Origin of the sequence: Streptomyces sp. NBC_01294 (assembly GCF_035917235.1) — a bacterium.
Taxonomy (GTDB): Bacteria; Actinomycetota; Actinomycetes; order Streptomycetales; family Streptomycetaceae; genus Streptomyces; species Streptomyces caledonius.
Map to the genome: position 1 here is coordinate 6,616,578 of NZ_CP108423.1, position 16,070 is coordinate 6,632,647.

The 16,070-nt window shown below is 70.8% G+C and carries 16 protein-coding genes; 15 read left to right on the top strand and 1 reads right to left on the bottom strand.

Annotated features, from left to right (window positions below; translation table 11 throughout):
- Positions 1 to 158: 158 nt before the first annotated feature.
- The 3 genes from pgsA to OG534_RS29915 are packed head-to-tail and all read left to right on the top strand — an operon-like array spanning position 159 to position 2,898.
- The gene (gene pgsA / locus OG534_RS29905; protein WP_326592154.1) at positions 159 to 824 is read left to right on the top strand and encodes a phosphatidylinositol phosphate synthase; all 666 of its coding nucleotides are present in this window, start codon (positions 159 to 161) and stop codon (positions 822 to 824) included.
- The gene (locus OG534_RS29910) at positions 824 to 1,726 is read left to right on the top strand and encodes a phosphatidylinositol mannoside acyltransferase (protein WP_326592155.1); all 903 of its coding nucleotides are present in this window, start codon (positions 824 to 826) and stop codon (positions 1,724 to 1,726) included. The genes pgsA and OG534_RS29910 overlap by 1 nt, the downstream gene beginning before the upstream one ends.
- Positions 1,726 to 2,898: a glycosyltransferase family 4 protein gene (locus tag OG534_RS29915; protein ID WP_326592156.1), complete on the top strand. Its 1,173-nt coding sequence runs from the start codon at positions 1,726 to 1,728 to the stop codon at positions 2,896 to 2,898. The genes OG534_RS29910 and OG534_RS29915 overlap by 1 nt, the downstream gene beginning before the upstream one ends.
- 7 nt (positions 2,899 to 2,905) lie before the next feature.
- Here the strand turns inward: OG534_RS29915 and OG534_RS29920 are convergent, their stop codons facing one another.
- Positions 2,906 to 3,487 carry a hypothetical protein gene (locus OG534_RS29920; protein ID WP_326592157.1) on the bottom strand — a complete coding sequence of 194 codons (582 nt, stop codon included), beginning with the start codon at positions 3,485 to 3,487 and terminating at the stop codon, positions 2,906 to 2,908.
- 102 nt (positions 3,488 to 3,589) lie between these two features.
- Here OG534_RS29920 and OG534_RS29925 point away from each other — a divergent pair, with 102 nt between their 5' ends.
- The 12 genes from OG534_RS29925 to OG534_RS29980 all read left to right on the top strand — a co-directional run bounded on the left by OG534_RS29925 (position 3,590) and on the right by OG534_RS29980 (position 16,039).
- The gene (locus OG534_RS29925; protein ID WP_326592158.1) at positions 3,590 to 4,132 is read left to right on the top strand and encodes a hypothetical protein; all 543 of its coding nucleotides are present in this window, start codon (positions 3,590 to 3,592) and stop codon (positions 4,130 to 4,132) included.
- A gap of 144 nt (positions 4,133 to 4,276) precedes the next feature.
- Entirely contained in the window at positions 4,277 to 5,194 is a 918-nt protein-coding gene (gene pdxS, locus OG534_RS29930; protein WP_326592159.1) for a pyridoxal 5'-phosphate synthase lyase subunit PdxS, read from the top strand.
- A 7-nt stretch (positions 5,195 to 5,201) separates the two neighbouring features.
- Complete coding sequence (gene pdxT / locus OG534_RS29935) at positions 5,202 to 5,795, top strand: pyridoxal 5'-phosphate synthase glutaminase subunit PdxT (protein WP_326592160.1); 594 nt, start codon at positions 5,202 to 5,204, stop codon at positions 5,793 to 5,795.
- Positions 5,796 to 5,852: 57 nt separating this feature from the next.
- Positions 5,853 to 6,605: a YebC/PmpR family DNA-binding transcriptional regulator gene (locus OG534_RS29940; protein ID WP_031143614.1), complete on the top strand. Its 753-nt coding sequence runs from the start codon at positions 5,853 to 5,855 to the stop codon at positions 6,603 to 6,605.
- A 113-nt stretch (positions 6,606 to 6,718) separates the two neighbouring features.
- A complete protein-coding gene (gene ruvC, locus OG534_RS29945) occupies positions 6,719 to 7,255 on the top strand; it encodes a crossover junction endodeoxyribonuclease RuvC (protein WP_326592161.1) in 537 nt (178 codons plus the stop codon).
- Complete coding sequence (gene ruvA, locus OG534_RS29950) at positions 7,252 to 7,881, top strand: Holliday junction branch migration protein RuvA (protein WP_326592162.1); 630 nt, start codon at positions 7,252 to 7,254, stop codon at positions 7,879 to 7,881. Before ruvC ends, ruvA begins: the two co-directional genes overlap by 4 nt.
- A 197-nt stretch (positions 7,882 to 8,078) precedes the next feature.
- Positions 8,079 to 9,155 (top strand): Holliday junction branch migration DNA helicase RuvB, encoded by a 1,077-nt coding sequence (ruvB, locus tag OG534_RS29955; RefSeq protein ID WP_326592163.1) that lies wholly within the window; start codon positions 8,079 to 8,081, stop codon positions 9,153 to 9,155.
- A gap of 165 nt (positions 9,156 to 9,320) precedes the next feature.
- Complete coding sequence (yajC, locus tag OG534_RS29960) at positions 9,321 to 9,791, top strand: preprotein translocase subunit YajC (protein ID WP_326592164.1); 471 nt, start codon at positions 9,321 to 9,323, stop codon at positions 9,789 to 9,791.
- Positions 9,792 to 9,944: 153 nt separating this feature from the next.
- Positions 9,945 to 11,729 (top strand): protein translocase subunit SecD, encoded by a 1,785-nt coding sequence (secD, locus tag OG534_RS29965; RefSeq protein ID WP_326592165.1) that lies wholly within the window; start codon positions 9,945 to 9,947, stop codon positions 11,727 to 11,729.
- Positions 11,730 to 11,732: 3 nt separating this feature from the next.
- Positions 11,733 to 12,788 (top strand): protein translocase subunit SecF, encoded by a 1,056-nt coding sequence (secF, locus tag OG534_RS29970; RefSeq protein ID WP_326592166.1) that lies wholly within the window; start codon positions 11,733 to 11,735, stop codon positions 12,786 to 12,788.
- On the top strand, positions 12,785 to 13,339 hold the full coding sequence (locus OG534_RS29975) for an adenine phosphoribosyltransferase (RefSeq protein ID WP_326592167.1): 555 nt from the start codon (positions 12,785 to 12,787) through the stop codon (positions 13,337 to 13,339). The genes secF and OG534_RS29975 overlap by 4 nt, the downstream gene beginning before the upstream one ends.
- 276 nt (positions 13,340 to 13,615) lie before the next feature.
- Positions 13,616 to 16,039 (top strand): RelA/SpoT family protein, encoded by a 2,424-nt coding sequence (locus tag OG534_RS29980; protein WP_326592168.1) that lies wholly within the window; start codon positions 13,616 to 13,618, stop codon positions 16,037 to 16,039.
- Positions 16,040 to 16,070 lie beyond the last annotated feature (31 nt).

A 16,070-nucleotide genomic window follows, 5' to 3' on the forward strand; every position in this document is an offset into this window, starting at 1 on the left:
GTGTACCCGGGGCGCTCCGGAGGCGGTCCGTGGCGTGAAGTACGTCTTACGCGGCACGAACCGGTGGGTGCGCGGCGTGGGGGCGGCGGCGTGCTGGCTACGATGGGCCAGCCGGTGGCCGTGGTGGCCGTGCGGCCCAGCGACCCTCCGGGAAGGCCATGCTGAACAAGTACGCGCGTGCATTCTTCACGCGTGTTCTCACGCCATTCGCCGCTTTTCTGCTCCGGCGGGGGGTGAGCCCGGACGCGGTCACCCTGATCGGCACGGCCGGAGTGGTGGCCGGAGCGCTGTTCTTCTTCCCCCGGGGAGAGTTCTTCTGGGGCACGATCACCATCACGCTCTTCGTCTTCTCCGACCTGGTGGACGGGAACATGGCCCGCCAGGCCGGGATCTCCAGCCGGTGGGGAGCGTTCCTCGACTCCACCCTCGACCGGGTGGCGGACGCGGCGATCTTCGGCGGTCTCGCGCTCTGGTACGCGGGCTCCGGCAACGACAACGCGCTGTGCGCGGTGGCGATCTTCTGCCTGGCCAGCGGCCAGGTGGTCTCCTACACCAAGGCCCGCGGCGAGTCGATCGGGCTGCCGGTCGCCGTCAACGGGCTCATCGAGCGGGCCGAGCGGCTGGTGATCTCGCTGGTCGCGGCCGGCCTGTCCGGCCTGCAGATCTTCGGCGTGCCGTCCTGGATCGGGGTGCTGCTGCCGATCGCGCTGTGGATCGTCGCCGTGGGCTCGCTCGTCACGCTGATCCAGCGCGTGGTGACCGTGCGCCGGGAGTCGGCGGAGGCCGACGCCGCGGCCGCGGCCGCCGAAGGAGGCGCGGCCTGATGGGCGCCGCACAGGACAAGCTGGTCGACGGGCTCTACGGGCTCGGCTGGGCCGGCGTCAAGAAGCTGCCCGAACCGGCCGCGGTGGCCCTGGGCCGGCGGATCGCCGACTTCGCCTGGAAGCGGCGCGGCAAGAGCGTGCTGCGGCTGGAGTCGAACCTGGCCCGGGTGGTGCCCGAGGCCGGTCCGGAGCGGCTGCGCGAGCTGTCCAAGGCCGGCATGCGCTCGTACATGCGGTACTGGATGGAGTCCTTCCGGCTGCCCACCATGGACCCGCGGCGGTTCAGCACGGACGTCGAGTTCAAGGACGAGCACCTGCTGCGCGAGGCCCTCGACTCCGGACGCGGGGTCATTGTCGCGCTGCCGCACCTGGCCAACTGGGATCTCGCCGGGGCCTGGGCCATCGGCCACATGGACGCCCCGTTCACCACGGTCGCCGAGCGGCTCAAGCCCGAGACCCTCTACGACCGCTTCGTGGCCTACCGGGAGAGCCTCGGCATGGAGGTCCTGCCGCACAGCGGCGGCGCCGCCTTCGGCACCCTCGCGCGCCGGCTCCGCTCCGGCGGCATGGTCTGCCTGGTCGCGGACCGGGACCTGTCCGCCTCCGGGGTCGAGGTGGACTTCTTCGGCTCCACCGCGCGCATGCCGGCAGGGCCGGCTCTGCTGGCCCAGCAGACGGGCGCGGTGCTGCTGCCGGCGACCCTGCACTACGGGGACACGCCGAAGTTGTACGGCCGGATCCACCCCGAGGTGGACGTGCCGAAGACCGGGACGCGGACCGAGAAGACCACCGTCATGACACAGGCGCTGGCGGACGCCTTCGCCTGGGGGATCGCCGAGCACCCGGAGGACTGGCACATGCTGCAGCGACTGTGGCTGGACGACCTGGAGGAGCGCGCCTAGTGAAGATCGGCATCGTGTGCCCGTACTCGTGGGACGTGCCGGGTGGCGTCCAGTTCCACATCCGTGATCTGGCGGAGCACCTGATCCGGCTCGGCCACGAGGTGTCGGTCCTGGCTCCGGCGGACGACGAGACCCCGCTGCCGCCCTACGTGATCTCGGCGGGACGGGCGGTGCCGGTGCCCTACAACGGCTCGGTGGCCCGCCTCAACTTCGGCTTCCTCTCCGCCGCCCGGGTGCGGCGCTGGCTGCACGACGGCACCTTCGACGTGATCCACATCCACGAGCCGGCCTCGCCCTCGCTGGGGCTGCTGTCCTGCTGGGCGGCGCAGGGGCCGATCGTGGCCACCTTCCACACCTCGAACCCGCGGTCCCGGGCGATGATCGCCGCGTACCCGATCCTGCAGCCGGCGCTGGAGAAGATCAGCGCCCGGATCGCGGTGAGCGAGTACGCCCGGCGCACGCTGGTGGAGCACCTCGGCGGGGACGCGGTGGTGATCCCGAACGGCGTGGACGTCGACTTCTTCGCCTCGGCCGAGCCCAAGGCGGAGTGGGGCGGGCAGACCCTCGGCTTCATCGGCCGCATCGACGAGCCGCGCAAGGGCCTGCCGGTCCTGATGGCGGCCTTCCCCAAGATCGTGGAGGCCTGCCCGGACGTCCGGCTGCTGGTCGCGGGCCGGGGCGACGAGGAGGAGGCGGTGGCGTCGCTGCCCGCGGAGCTCCGCGCGCGGGTCGAGTTCCTCGGCATGGTCTCGGACGAGGACAAGGCACGGCTGCTGCGCAGCGTCGACGTGTACGTGGCCCCGAACACGGGCGGCGAGAGCTTCGGCATCATCCTCGTCGAGGCCCTGTCGGCGGGCGCGGCGGTCCTCGCCTCCGACCTGGACGCCTTCGCGCAGGTCCTGGACCAGGGCGGGGCGGGCGACCTCTTCGCGAACGAGGACCCCGACGCCCTCGCGACGGCGGCGATCACCCTCCTGCGCGACCCGGACCGCCGGGCGAAGCTCAGCGCCCGCGGCTCGGCGCACGTGCGCCGCTTCGACTGGTCCACGGTTGGCGCGGACATCCTGGCCGTCTACGAGACGGTGACGGACGGCGCGGCGGCGGTGGCCACCGACGAACGCGTCCCGCTCCGCACCCGCCTGGGCTTCTCGAAGGACACCACGTCCTCCTGACCGGTCGTCACCGGGGGATGGCGGCCCGGTCGGGCCGGCCGCCGGGGGCGATGGTCACCTCGTGGACCTCGCCCTCCCCGGTGGTCATGCGGATCCGGTCGGGGGCCGTCCAGACGGCCTCGCTCAGTGCGACGAAGTCGCCGTCGAAGAAGCCGACGAGCCGGCGGCGCTCCAGGGGCCAGGTCCCCTCGTGGACGTAGACGGACCAGAGCGGGTCGGCGAAGGACGAGCCCTCCACCACGACCAGCCGCCGGTCGCTGCGGCCCGGGGCCGCCTCGTTCTTCGTCTCCTCGGTCGTGCCGATCGACGCGAGGAGGGTGACGAAGAGCATGATCGGGATGCCGGGGCCGAGGAGCAGGGCGCATAGAACGAGGCGCAGCACGGGCCTCGTCACCCCCAGCAGTACCGCCCCGGTCAGCGCGATCAGGATGAGCCACCCCAGCAGGGCGACGTAGTCGTTGATCCGGGCGACCAGGACGAGGCCGCCCGAGTCCCACAGGAAGCCGGCGGTGGCCATGGCCACGAGGGCGATGGCCGTGGCCGGCAGTGCCAGGGCCTTTGGTCTGCCGCGGTGGCGCGTGAGCCGCATGGTTCCCCCCGAACGGTGTTGATCACGAGCCTATGGGTGCCGGTGGCGGCGGGGCGAGCCCGGTGGGAGCCGGGGGCTCGCGGAGCGGTAAGGTCGCGCAGCGTGATCGAAAACCTTGTCTGGATCGCCGTGGCGCTCGCCGTGGTCGGGGTCTACCTCAGCTGGACCGCCGGCCGGCTGGACCGGCTGCACTCGCGGATGGACGCCGCGCGGGCCGCGCTCGACGCGCAGCTCGTGCGCCGGGCCTCCGTCGTGGTGGAGGTGGCCACCTCCGGGGTGCTCGACCCGGCCTCCTCCCTGGTGCTGTACGAGGCCGCGCACGCCGCCCGGCAGGCCGAGGAGGAGCACCGCGAGGTCGCCGAGAGCGAGCTCAGCCAGGCGCTGCGGGCCGTCTTCGCCGACGTCGACCAGGTCGAGGTGCTCAAGGCCGCTCCCGGCGGGGCGGAGGCCACGGAGGAGCTGGCGGCTGCCGTCCGCCGGGTGCCCATGGCGCGCCGGTTCCACAACGACGCCGTACGGGCCGCCCGCGCGCTGCGCAGGCACCGCAAGGTCCGCTGGTTCCGGCTGGCGGGCCACGCACCCTTCCCGCTGGCCTTCGAAATGGACGACGAGCCCCCGGTGGATCTTGCCGATCGGCCCACCTAGGGCCGCGAGGGACAAAAGAGGGAGCCACAGGCTCCACATTGGCCCTTGTAGTGGACTGGTCCGGTGGGGTTTCCTCGGCGGAGTAGTACGCGTAGTACCCGTACGACCTGTGGTACCCGTCTTCCTTTCGAGTGAGGTCAATCCGTGAGCACGCTTCCCACCACCCCCCAGTCCGCTGAGTCGGCCATCGGCACCTCGCGCGTCAAGCGCGGCATGGCCGAGCAGCTCAAGGGCGGCGTGATCATGGATGTGGTCAACGCCGAGCAGGCGAAGATCGCCGAGGACGCCGGCGCCGTGGCCGTCATGGCCCTGGAGCGGGTCCCCGCGGACATCCGCAAGGACGGCGGCGTGGCGCGCATGTCCGACCCCAACATGATCGAAGAGATCATCGAGGCCGTCTCGATCCCGGTCATGGCCAAGTCCCGCATCGGCCACTTCGTCGAGGCCCAGGTCCTGCAGTCCCTCGGCGTCGACTACATCGACGAGTCCGAGGTCCTGACCCCGGCCGACGAGGTCAACCACTCCGACAAGTGGGCGTTCACCACCCCCTTCGTCTGTGGCGCCACCAACCTGGGCGAGGCCCTGCGCCGCATCGCCGAGGGCGCGGCCATGATCCGCTCGAAGGGCGAGGCCGGCACCGGCAACGTCGTCGAGGCCGTCCGTCACCTGCGCCAGATCAAGAACGAGATCGCCCGCCTGCGCGGCTACGACAACAACGAGCTGTACGCCGCCGCCAAGGAGCTGCGCGCCCCGTACGAGCTCGTCAAGGAAGTTGCCGAGCTCGGCAAGCTCCCCGTCGTGCTGTTCTCCGCCGGTGGCGTCGCCACCCCGGCCGACGCCGCCCTGATGCGCCAGCTCGGCGCCGAGGGTGTCTTCGTCGGCTCCGGCATCTTCAAGTCGGGCGACCCGGCCAAGCGCGCCGCCGCCATCGTGAAGGCCACCACCTTCTACGACGACCCGAAGATCATCGCGGACGCGTCCCGCAACCTGGGCGAGGCCATGGTCGGCATCAACTGCGACACCCTCCCCGAGGCCGAGCGCTACGCCAACCGCGGCTGGTAATCACCTCATGACGAACACACCCGTGATCGGTGTCCTGGCTCTCCAGGGCGACGTACGGGAGCACCTGATCGCCCTGGCCGCGGCGGACGCCGTGGCCAGGCCGGTCCGGCGTCCCGAGGAGCTCGCCGAGGTCGACGCCCTGGTGATCCCCGGCGGCGAGTCCACCACCATGTCGAAGCTCGCCGTGCTCTTCGGCATGCTGGAGCCGCTGCGCGAGCGCGTGGCGGCCGGCATGCCCGTGTACGGCACCTGCGCCGGCATGATCATGCTGGCGGACAAGCTCCTGGACGGCCGCGAGGACCAGGAGACCCTGGGCGGCATCGACATGATCGTCCGCCGCAACGCCTTCGGCCGCCAGAACGAGTCCTTCGAGGCGAAGATCGACTTTGCGGGCATAGCGGACGGCCCGGTCGAGGGCGTCTTCATCCGCGCCCCGTGGGTCGAGTCCGTCGGCGGCGCCGTCGAGGTGCTCGCCACGTACGACGGCCACACGGTCGCCGTGCGCCAGGGCAACGTCCTCGCCACCTCGTTCCACCCCGAACTGACCGGCGACGACCGAGTCCACGCGTACTTCGTCGACATGGTGCGCGCAGGGCTGTGACGGGGTCCCGGTAGGATCTGAGGCGAACATTGTTGGTGACGCGAAGGAGACAGGCAGATGTCCGGCCACTCTAAATGGGCTACGACGAAGCACAAGAAGGCCGTGGTTGACGCCAAGCGCGGCAAGCTCTTCGCGAAGCTGATCAAGAACATCGAGGTCGCGGCCCGTATGGGCGGCGCGGACATCGACGGCAACCCGACGCTCTTCGACGCCATCCAGAAGGCCAAGAAGAGCTCGGTCCCGAACAAGAACATCGACTCCGCGGTCAAGCGCGGCGGCGGCCTCGAGGCCGGCGGCGCCGACTACGAGACGATCATGTACGAGGGCTACGGTCCGAACGGTGTCGCGGTGCTCATCGAGTGCCTCACCGACAACCGCAACCGTGCCGCGTCCGACGTGCGGGTCGCCATGACCCGCAACGGCGGTTCGATGGCCGACCCGGGCTCGGTCTCGTACCTGTTCAACCGCAAGGGTGTCGTGCTCCTGCCCAAGGGCGAGCTCTCCGAGGACGACGTCCTGGAGACGGTGCTCGACGCCGGTGCCGAAGAGGTCAACGACCTCGGCGAGAGCTTCGAGATCATCAGCGAGGCCACCGACATGGTCGCGGTCCGCACCGCGCTCCAGCAGGCCGGCATCGACTACGACTCGGCCGACTCCAACTTCCTGCCGACCATGCAGGTCGAGCTGGACGAAGAGGGCGCGCGCAAGATCTTCAAGCTGATCGACGCGCTGGAGGACAGCGACGACGTGCAGAACGTCTTCGCCAACTTCGACGTCTCGGACGAGGTCATGGAGAAGGTCGACGCCTGAGCCGGGCACCGATTTCGACGGGCCGACAGGGACACACCCTGTCGGCCCGTCGCGTTGTCAGTGGCGCCGGATAGCCTGCACCGGACAGGAGATCGAGAGGCAGGGGTGGGTGAGTGCGCGTACTCGGTGTGGACCCGGGACTGACGCGATGCGGTGTCGGCGTCGTCGAGGGTGTCGCCGGCCGTCCCCTGACCATGCTCGGGGTGGGGGTCGTACGGACGCCCGCGGACGCGGAGTTGGGCGACCGGCTCGTCGCCATCGAGCAGGGCATCGAGGAGTGGCTCGACACGCACCGGCCCGAAGTCGTCGCCGTGGAGCGGGTCTTCAGCCAGCACAACGTCAGCACCGTGATGGGCACCGCCCAGGCGAGCGCCGTCGCGATGCTCTGCGCCGCACGACGGGGGATACCGGTCGCCCTGCACACCCCCAGCGAGGTCAAGGCCGCGGTCACCGGCAGTGGCCGCGCCGACAAGGCTCAGGTCGGCGCCATGGTCACCCGGCTGCTGCGGCTGGCCGAACCGCCCAAGCCCGCCGACGCCGCCGACGCCCTCGCCCTCGCCATCTGCCACATCTGGCGGGCCCCCGCCCAGAACCGCCTGCAGCAGGCGGTCGCCCTCCACGCCTCTGGCTCGAAAGGCCGTACCCGATGATCGCCTTCGTCAGCGGCCCGGTGGCCGCGCTCGCCCCCACCCTCGCCGTGATCGAGGTCGGGGGAGTGGGCATGGCCGTGCAGTGCACGCCGAACACCATCGCCGGCCTGCGGACGGGGGAGCAGGCCCGGCTGGCCACCTCCCTGGTCGTACGGGAGGACTCGCTCACGCTGTACGGCTTCGCGGACGACGACGAGCGCCAGGTCTTCGAGCTCCTGCAGACCGCGAGCGGGGTCGGGCCGCGGCTGGCGCAGGCGATGCTCGGGGTGCACAGCCCTGACGCGCTGCGGCTGGCGGTGTCCACCGGGGACGAGAAGGCGCTGATGGCCGTGCCGGGCATCGGCAAGAAGGGCGCGCAGAAGCTCCTCCTGGAGCTCAAGGACAAGCTGGGGGCCCCGCTGGGTTCCAGTGGCCTGGTGGGGGCGCAGCGCGCGGCGGCGGGGCCCGCGCCGTGGACCGAGCAGCTCGCCGCGGCGCTGATCGGGCTCGGCTATGCGTCCCGGGAGGCCGAGGAGGCCGTCTCGGCGGTGACGCCGCAGGCCGAGGCCGCGATTGCCGCCGGCGGTTCGGCCCCGGTTCCGCAGCTCCTGCGCGCCGCCCTCCAGTCCCTGAACCGGGCCCGCTGACCCCGGCCCCCGCGCCTCAATCGCCGGCGGGGCTGGATTTGGTCCGGCGGGGCTGGAAATGCAGCCTCGCCGGCGTTTGAGGCGCGGGTCCGGGCAGAGCCCGGGAAACGGCGAAAGGGCGGGGTGGGGGAAAGCCCCGCGGGGAACGGTCCGCACCCGGTAGACCACCGTACGAACCGAGAAGGCAGACTGACACCGTGAACTGGGACGACGACGACACCACCGCCGAGGACGAGGCCCGCATCGTCGCCGCCGCGGCCGACGGCGAGGACACCGCCGTCGAGGCGGCCCTGCGCCCCAAGGACCTCGGGGAGTTCGTCGGCCAGGAGAAGGTCCGCCAGCAGCTGGACCTCGTCCTCAAGGCGGCCCGCCAGCGCGGCGCCACCGCCGACCACGTCCTGCTCTCCGGCGCGCCCGGCCTCGGCAAGACCACCCTCTCCATGATCATCGCGGCCGAGATGGGCGCGCCCATCCGCATCACCTCCGGCCCCGCCATCCAGCACGCCGGCGACCTCGCCGCCATCCTCTCCTCCCTCCAGGAGGGCGAGGTCCTCTTCCTCGACGAGATCCACCGCATGTCCCGGCCCGCCGAGGAGATGCTGTACATGGCCATGGAGGACTTCCGGGTCGACGTGATCGTCGGCAAGGGCCCCGGCGCCACCGCGATCCCGCTGGAGCTGCCGCCCTTCACCCTGGTCGGGGCGACCACCCGCGCCGGTCTGCTGCCTCCTCCCCTCCGCGACCGCTTCGGCTTCACCGGGCACATGGAGTTCTACGCCCCCGAGGAGCTGGAGCGCGTGATCCACCGCTCCGCCCGCCTCCTCGACGTGGAGATCGACACCGCCGGCGCCGCCGAGATCGCCGGCCGCTCCCGCGGCACCCCGCGCATCGCCAACCGCCTGCTGCGCCGCGTGCGCGACTACGCCCAGGTCCGGGCGGACGGTGTGATCAACCGCGAGGTGGCCGGTACCGCCCTCCAGGTGTACGAGGTGGACGCGCGCGGCCTGGACCGGCTGGACCGGGCCGTCCTGGAGGCCCTGCTGAAGCTCTTCGGCGGCGGGCCCGTCGGGCTGTCCACCCTCGCCGTGGCGGTCGGCGAGGAGCGGGAGACCGTGGAGGAGGTCGCGGAGCCGTTCCTGGTGCGCGAGGGCCTGCTCGCGCGCACCCCCCGGGGACGGGTCGCGACGCCCGCCGCATGGGCTCACCTGGGACTCGTCCCGCCGCAGCACACCGGAAGTGGATCAAGCGGACAACAGGGCCTGTTCGGGGCCTGACGGCGCGGAGGTTCGCCCCCTCAGGAACCGCGGTGCCATGCTGGGCGTTGTTCCATCGGTGCGGACTCGCCTAGACTCCGCCGATGCCGACCCTTCAGGTCGGCATGCCCACCCCCGTAGAAAAGGCCGCCGTCCGCGTGCGGTCGTGCGAAGGATCTCCGTCCCGTGAATCTCGTGACACTCCTCCCGTTCATCGTGCTCATCGGGGCGATGTTCCTGATGACCCGCTCCGCGAAGAAGAAGCAGCAGGCTGCAGCGCAGATGCGCGACCAGATGACGCCCGGCACCGGGGTCCGCACCATCGGCGGCATGTACGCCACGGTGAAGGAGATCGGTGACGACACGGTCACCCTCGAGGTGTCTCCCGGCGTCCACGCGATCTTCGCGAAGAACGCCATCGGCGCCGTTCTCGAGGACGCGGAGTACAACCGCATCGTCCACGGCATCAGCGACGACGTGACGACCGACACGCCGGTCGTCCCGGACGACGCCTCCTCCCTCACCGAGGCTCCGAAGGCGGACCTCACCAAGGACGAGGACGAGGCTCCCAAGCTCGACCTGGGCAAGAAGGACGAGCCCAAGGGCGACGACGAGCCCAAGGACGGCAAGACCGACGGCGAGGCCGGCGCGAAGTAGCGCGCGACCGGGGATCGTGCAGGCGCCGGACCGGCTGCCTTCGCGATCCCCGTCAGTGACACTTCTGCGGGGGGCAGGGGTCCCCACCACACATTTCTTGGCCGTCCGCGCGCTGACCCGGCGCGGGGCGGTTGGACAGGGAGAAACGACAAGGTGGCAGCACCGAAGAAGGGCCGGCGGCCCACGGGGGCTCAGGGGAGGCCGGGGCGTGCCCTGGCAATCATCCTGATCGCGATGGTGGCGCTCACCGCGGGGATGTTCCTCTCCAAGCAGACGACTCCCCGGCTGGGCATCGACCTCGCCGGCGGTACGAGCATCACGCTCAAGGCGAAGAGCGAGCCCGGCAAAGAGAGCGCCGTCAACGAGACCAACATGAACACGGCGGTCGGCATCATCGACCGCCGCGTCAACGGTCTCGGCGTGTCGGAGGCCGAGGTCCAGACCCAGGGCCGCGACCACATCATCGTGAACATCCCCAAGGGGACGAACGAGCAGCAGGCGCGCGAGCAGGTCGGCACCACCGCCCAGCTCTACTTCCGCCCGGTCATCGCGTTCGCGGACGGCACCCCCGTCGCCCCCGAGGGCAGCCCGAGCCCGAGCCCCTCCGCGAGCGGCTCCGGTGCCCCCAAGGCCGAGGACGGCAACAAGGCCAGTCCGTCCGCCACCCCGTCGTCCAGCGCCACTTCCCAGGGCCGTGCGCTCAGCGAGGCCCTCAAGGCCCCGAACGCCCCCACTCCCTCGCCCTCGGCGAGCGAGTCGAAGAAGGCAGACGACACCAAGGCTCCGTCGCCGTCCGCCACCCCCGAGGCCCCCGCGGCCGACCCGGCCGCCGCGGACCTGCAGGCCAAGTTCGCCGCGCTCGACTGCACGGACGAGAAGCAGCGCGCCGCCGTCAAGAACACCAAGCCCCAGGAGCCGACCCTGGCCTGTGGCCAGCGCGGCGACGCGTGGGGCAAGTGGCTGCTCGGCCCGGCCGCGGTCGAGGGCAAGGACGTCAAGACCGCCAAGGGCATCATCGACACCCAGGCGGGCGCCTGGATCGTCACGATGGACTTCAACGACCGCGGCTCCGACGCCTTCGCCAAGGTCACCGGCGAGCTCGCGGCCAAGCAGTCCCCGCAGAACCAGTTCGCCATCGTGCTCGACGGCGACGTCATCTCCGACCCGTCGGTCAGCGGAGCGATCACGGGCGGCAGCGCCCAGATCTCCGGCGGCTTCACCCAGCAGTCCGCGCAGGACCTGGGCAACATCCTCTCCTACGGCGCCCTGCCGCTCTCCTTCAGCGAGGACAGCGTCACCACCGTCACCGCCGCGCTCGGCGGTGAGCAGCTGCGGGCCGGCCTGATCGCCGGTGCCATCGGTCTGCTGCTCGTGGTGATCTACCTGCTGGTGTACTACCGCGGCCTGGCGTTCGTCGCCATCCTGAGCCTCCTGGTCTCCGCGATCCTGACCTACACGATCATGTCGCTGCTCGGGAAGGGCATCGGCTTCGCGCTGAACCTGCCTGCCGTCTGCGGTGCGATCGTCGCGATCGGCATCACGGCGGACTCGTTCATCGTGTACTTCGAACGCATCCGGGACGAGATCCGCGAGGGCCGCACCCTGCGTCCGGCCGTCGAGCGTGCCTGGCCGCGCGCCCGCCGCACGATCCTGGTCTCCGACTTCGTGTCGTTCCTGGCCGCCGCGGTGCTGTTCATCGTCACGGTCGGCAAGGTGCAGGGCTTCGCGTTCACACTGGGTCTGACGACCCTGCTCGACGTGGTCGTGGTGTTCCTCTTCACCAAGCCGATCATGACGCTGCTGGCGCGTACGAAGTTCTTCGCCGGCGGTCACCCGTGGTCCGGGCTGGACCCGAAGCGGCTGGGTGTCAAGCCCCCGCTGCGCCGGGGCCGCCGTACCGGTGCCGTCCCCGCCCCCGTCGACGTAAAGGAGGCGTGAGAGATGTCGAAGCTGGGAGATCTCGGCGCCAAGCTGTACCGCGGTGAGGTCGGATACGACTTCGTCGGAAAGCGCTTCCTCTGGTACGGCGTTTCCATCCTGATCACCATCACGGCGATCGTCGCCCTGGCCGTCCAAGGCCTCAACATGGGCATCGAGTTCAAGGGCGGTGCGGTCTTCACCACCCCGAAGACGGCCGTCGCCGAGGCCAAGGCGCGGGAGTTCGCGGAAGAGGCCTCCGGCCACGACGCGATCGTCCAGCAGCTCGGCACCGGCGGCCTGCGCATCCAGATCTCCGGTCTGGACACCGCCGCCGCGACCGACGTCAAGAAGGTCCTCGCCACCGACCTCAAGGTCACCGAGGCCGACATCAACGCCGACCTGGTCGGTCCCAGCTGGGGCTCCCAGATCGCGAACAAGGCCTGGACCGGCCTCGGCATCTTCATGGTCCTCGTGGTGATCTACCTCGCCATCGCCTTCGAGTGGCGCATGGCGGTCGCGGCGCTGATCGCCCTGATCCACGACCTCACGATCACCGTGGGTGTGTACGCACTCGTCGGCTTCGAGGTCACGCCGGGCACGGTCATCGGTCTGCTGACGATCCTCGGTTACTCCCTCTACGACACCGTCGTCGTCTTCGACGGTCTCAAGGAGGGCTCGAAGGACATCACGAAGCAGACCCGCTGGACGTACAGCGAGGTCGCCAACCGCAGCATCAACGGCACCCTGGTCCGTTCGATCAACACCACGGTCGTGGCGCTGCTGCCGGTCGCGGCCCTGCTGTTCATCGGCGGCGGCTTCCTGGGCGCCGGCATGCTGAACGACATCTCGCTGTCGCTGTTCGTCGGCCTCGCGGCCGGTGCGTACTCCTCGATCTTCATCGCGACCCCGCTGGTCGTGGACCTCAAGGAGCGCGAGCCGGCGATGAAGGCCCTCAAGAAGCGGGTGCTCGCGAAGCGGGCGGCCGCGGCCGCCCGGGGCGAGTCCCCGGACGAGGGCTACGAGGGCGAGGACGAGCCCCAGGTCGCGGGGCAGGGCCGGTCGGGGCGGCGGCGTTGACCGCGCCGCTGTCCGAGGACGTACGGGCCCTGCTGCTCAGCCGGATCAAGGACGTGCCGGACTACCCGAAGCCGGGCGTGATGTTCAAGGACATCACCCCGCTGCTGGCGGACCCCAGGGCGTTCGCCGCCCTGACGGACACGCTGGTGGAGCTGGCCGGGCGGTACGGCGCGACGAAGATCGTCGGGCTGGAGGCGCGGGGATTCATCCTCGCGGCTCCGGTGGCCGTCCAGGCCGGGATCGGCTTCGTGCCGGTGCGCAAGGCCGGGAAGCTGCCGGGCGCGACGCTCGCGCAGTCGTACGAGCTGGAGTACGGCACGGCGGAGATCGAGGTCCACGCGGAGGATCTGTCGGCCGGTGACCGGGTCATGGTCATCGACGACGTGCTGGCCACCGGTGGTACCGCCGAGGCCTCGCTCTCGCTGATCCGGCGGGCGGGGGCGGAGGTCGCCGGTGTGGCGGTCCTGATGGAACTGTCGTTCCTCCCCGGCCGGGCGAAGCTGGGCCCGGCTCTGGACGGGGCTCCGCTGGACGCGCTGATCGTGGTCTGACCCCTGCTGTGCCGAAGCGGCGGGTATCCGGGAAGTCCCGGGTGCCCGCCGCTTCCGTGTCGGGCGCCGCTGCCGGGGACCAGCCCCCGGACCCCCGCGCCTCAAGCGCCGGCGGGGCTGGAAAGAACGGGGCTCCGCCCCGGACCCCCGCGCCTCAAACGCCGGCGGGGCTGGAACCCGGCTCGAGGCGGAGGCTCGGGGAACGGGGTGGCCGAACCCTCGCTACGATGGGTTGTCCGGACCGGACACGGGTACCGGATCCGCTGAGGAGCGCTCTTGCCAGACGAGGTCCAGCCAATCTCCGCCGCGCAGCCCGACCCGCAGGCCGAGCAGGCCAAGGCGGCCGCCGCGACGCCCCCGCCGGCCCCGCCGGTCAAGCCCGCGCCGGCGAAGTCGGCCGGGTCCTCCAACCGGGTGCGTGCCCGGCTCGCCCGGCTGGGCGTCCAGCGCTCGAACCCGTACAACCCGGTTCTGGAACCCCTGCTCCGTATAGTCCGCAGCAACGACCCGAAGATCGAGACGGCGACGCTGCGCCAGCTGGAACAGGCCTACCAGGTCGCCGAGCGCTGGCACCGCGGCCAGAAGCGCAAGAGCGGCGACCCGTACATCACGCACCCGCTCGCGGTCACCACCATCCTCGCCGAGCTCGGCATGGACCCGGCCACCCTGATGGCCGGCCTGCTGCACGACACGGTCGAGGACACCGAGTACGGCCTCGAAGACCTGCGCCGCGACTTCGGCGACGCCGTGGCCCTGCTGGTCGACGGCGTCACCAAGCTGGACCGGGTGAAGTTCGGCGAGGCCGCCCAGGCCGAGACCGTCCGCAAGATGGTCGTCGCGATGGCCAAGGACCCGCGCGTCCTCGTCATCAAGCTCGCCGACCGGCTGCACAACATGCGCACCATGCGCTACCTCAAGCGGGAGAAGCAGGAGAAGAAGGCCCGCGAGACGATCGAGATCTATGCCCCGCTGGCGCACCGGCTGGGCATGAACACGATCAAGTGGGAACTCGAGGACCTCTCCTTCGCGATCCTCTACCCGAAGATGTACGACGAGATCGTGCGCCTGGTCGCCGAGCGGGCGCCCAAGCGCGACGAGTACCTCGCCGTCGTCACCGACGAGGTGATGGTCGACCTCAGAGCCGCCCGGATCAAGGCCACGGTGACGGGCCGCCCGAAGCACTACTACAGCGTCTACCAGAAGATGATCGTCCGAGGCCGCGACTTCGCGGAGATCTACGACCTGGTGGGCATCCGCGTCCTCGTCGACACCGTCCGGGACTGCTACGCGGCCCTCGGCACGGTGCACGCGCGCTGGAACCCGGTCCCGGGCCGGTTCAAGGACTACATCGCGATGCCCAAGTTCAACATGTACCAGTCGCTCCACACGACGGTCATCGGACCCAGCGGCAAGCCCGTCGAGCTGCAGATCCGCACCTTCGACATGCACCGCCGCGCCGAGTACGGCATCGCCGCGCACTGGAAGTACAAGCAGCAGACCGTCGCCGGCACCTCCAAGGTCCGCACCGACGTCCCGCAGGCCGCCAAGGGCAGCGCCGGCCAGGACACGGTCAACGACATGGCCTGGCTGCGCCAGCTGCTGGACTGGCAGAAGGAGACCGAGGACCCGGGCGAGTTCCTCGACTCGCTGCGCTTCGACCTCTCCCGCAACGAGGTCTTCGTCTTCACCCCCAAGGGCGACGTCATCGCGCTGCCCGCCGGTGCCACCCCCGTGGACTTCGCGTACGCGGTCCACACCGAGGTCGGCCACCGGACGATAGGGGCCAGGGTCAACGGCCGTCTGGTCCCGCTGGAGTCCACGCTCGACAACGGCGACCTGGTCGAGGTCTTCACCTCCAAGGCCGAGGGCGCGGGCCCGTCCCGCGACTGGCTGGGCTTCGTCAAGTCCCCGCGCGCCCGCAACAAGATCCGCGCCTGGTTCTCCAAGGAGCGCCGCGACGAGGCCATCGAGCACGGCAAGGACGCCCTCGCGCGGGCCATGCGCAAGCAGAACCTGCCGATCCAGCGCATCCTGACCGGCGACTCGCTCGTCACCCTCGCGCACGAGATGCGCTACCCCGACATCTCCTCCCTGTACGCGGCGATCGGCGAGGGCCACGTGGCCGCGCAGGGCGTCGTACAGAAGCTGGTGTCGGCCCTCGGCGGCGAGGAGGCGGCCAACGAGGACATCGAGGAGTCGATCCCGCCCGCGCGCGCCCGCAGCAAGCGGCGCAGCAACGCCGACCCGGGTGTCGTCGTCAAGGGCGTCGACGACGTGTGGGTCAAGCTGGCCCGCTGCTGCACCCCGGTGCCGGGCGACCCGATCATCGGGTTCGTCACGCGGGGCAGTGGCGTATCGGTTCACCGCGCGGACTGCGTCAACGTCGACTCGCTCTCCCAGCAGCCCGAGCGGATGCTGGAGGTCGAGTGGGCGCCCACCCAGTCCTCGGTCTTCCTCGTCGCCATCCAGGTCGAGGCGCTGGACCGGTCCCGGCTGCTGTCGGACGTCACCCGCGTCCTGTCGGACCAGCACGTCAACATCCTCTCGGCGGCCGTCCAGACCTCCCGCGACCGGGTGGCCACCTCCCGGTTCACCTTCGAGATGGGCGACCCCAAGCACCTGGGCCACGTCCTGAAGGCCGTTCGGGGTGTGGAGGGCGTCTACGACGTCTACCGTGTGACGTCTGCAAGGAGGCCGTGACCACGGCCTGACAGCCGTTCTGCGACGCCAC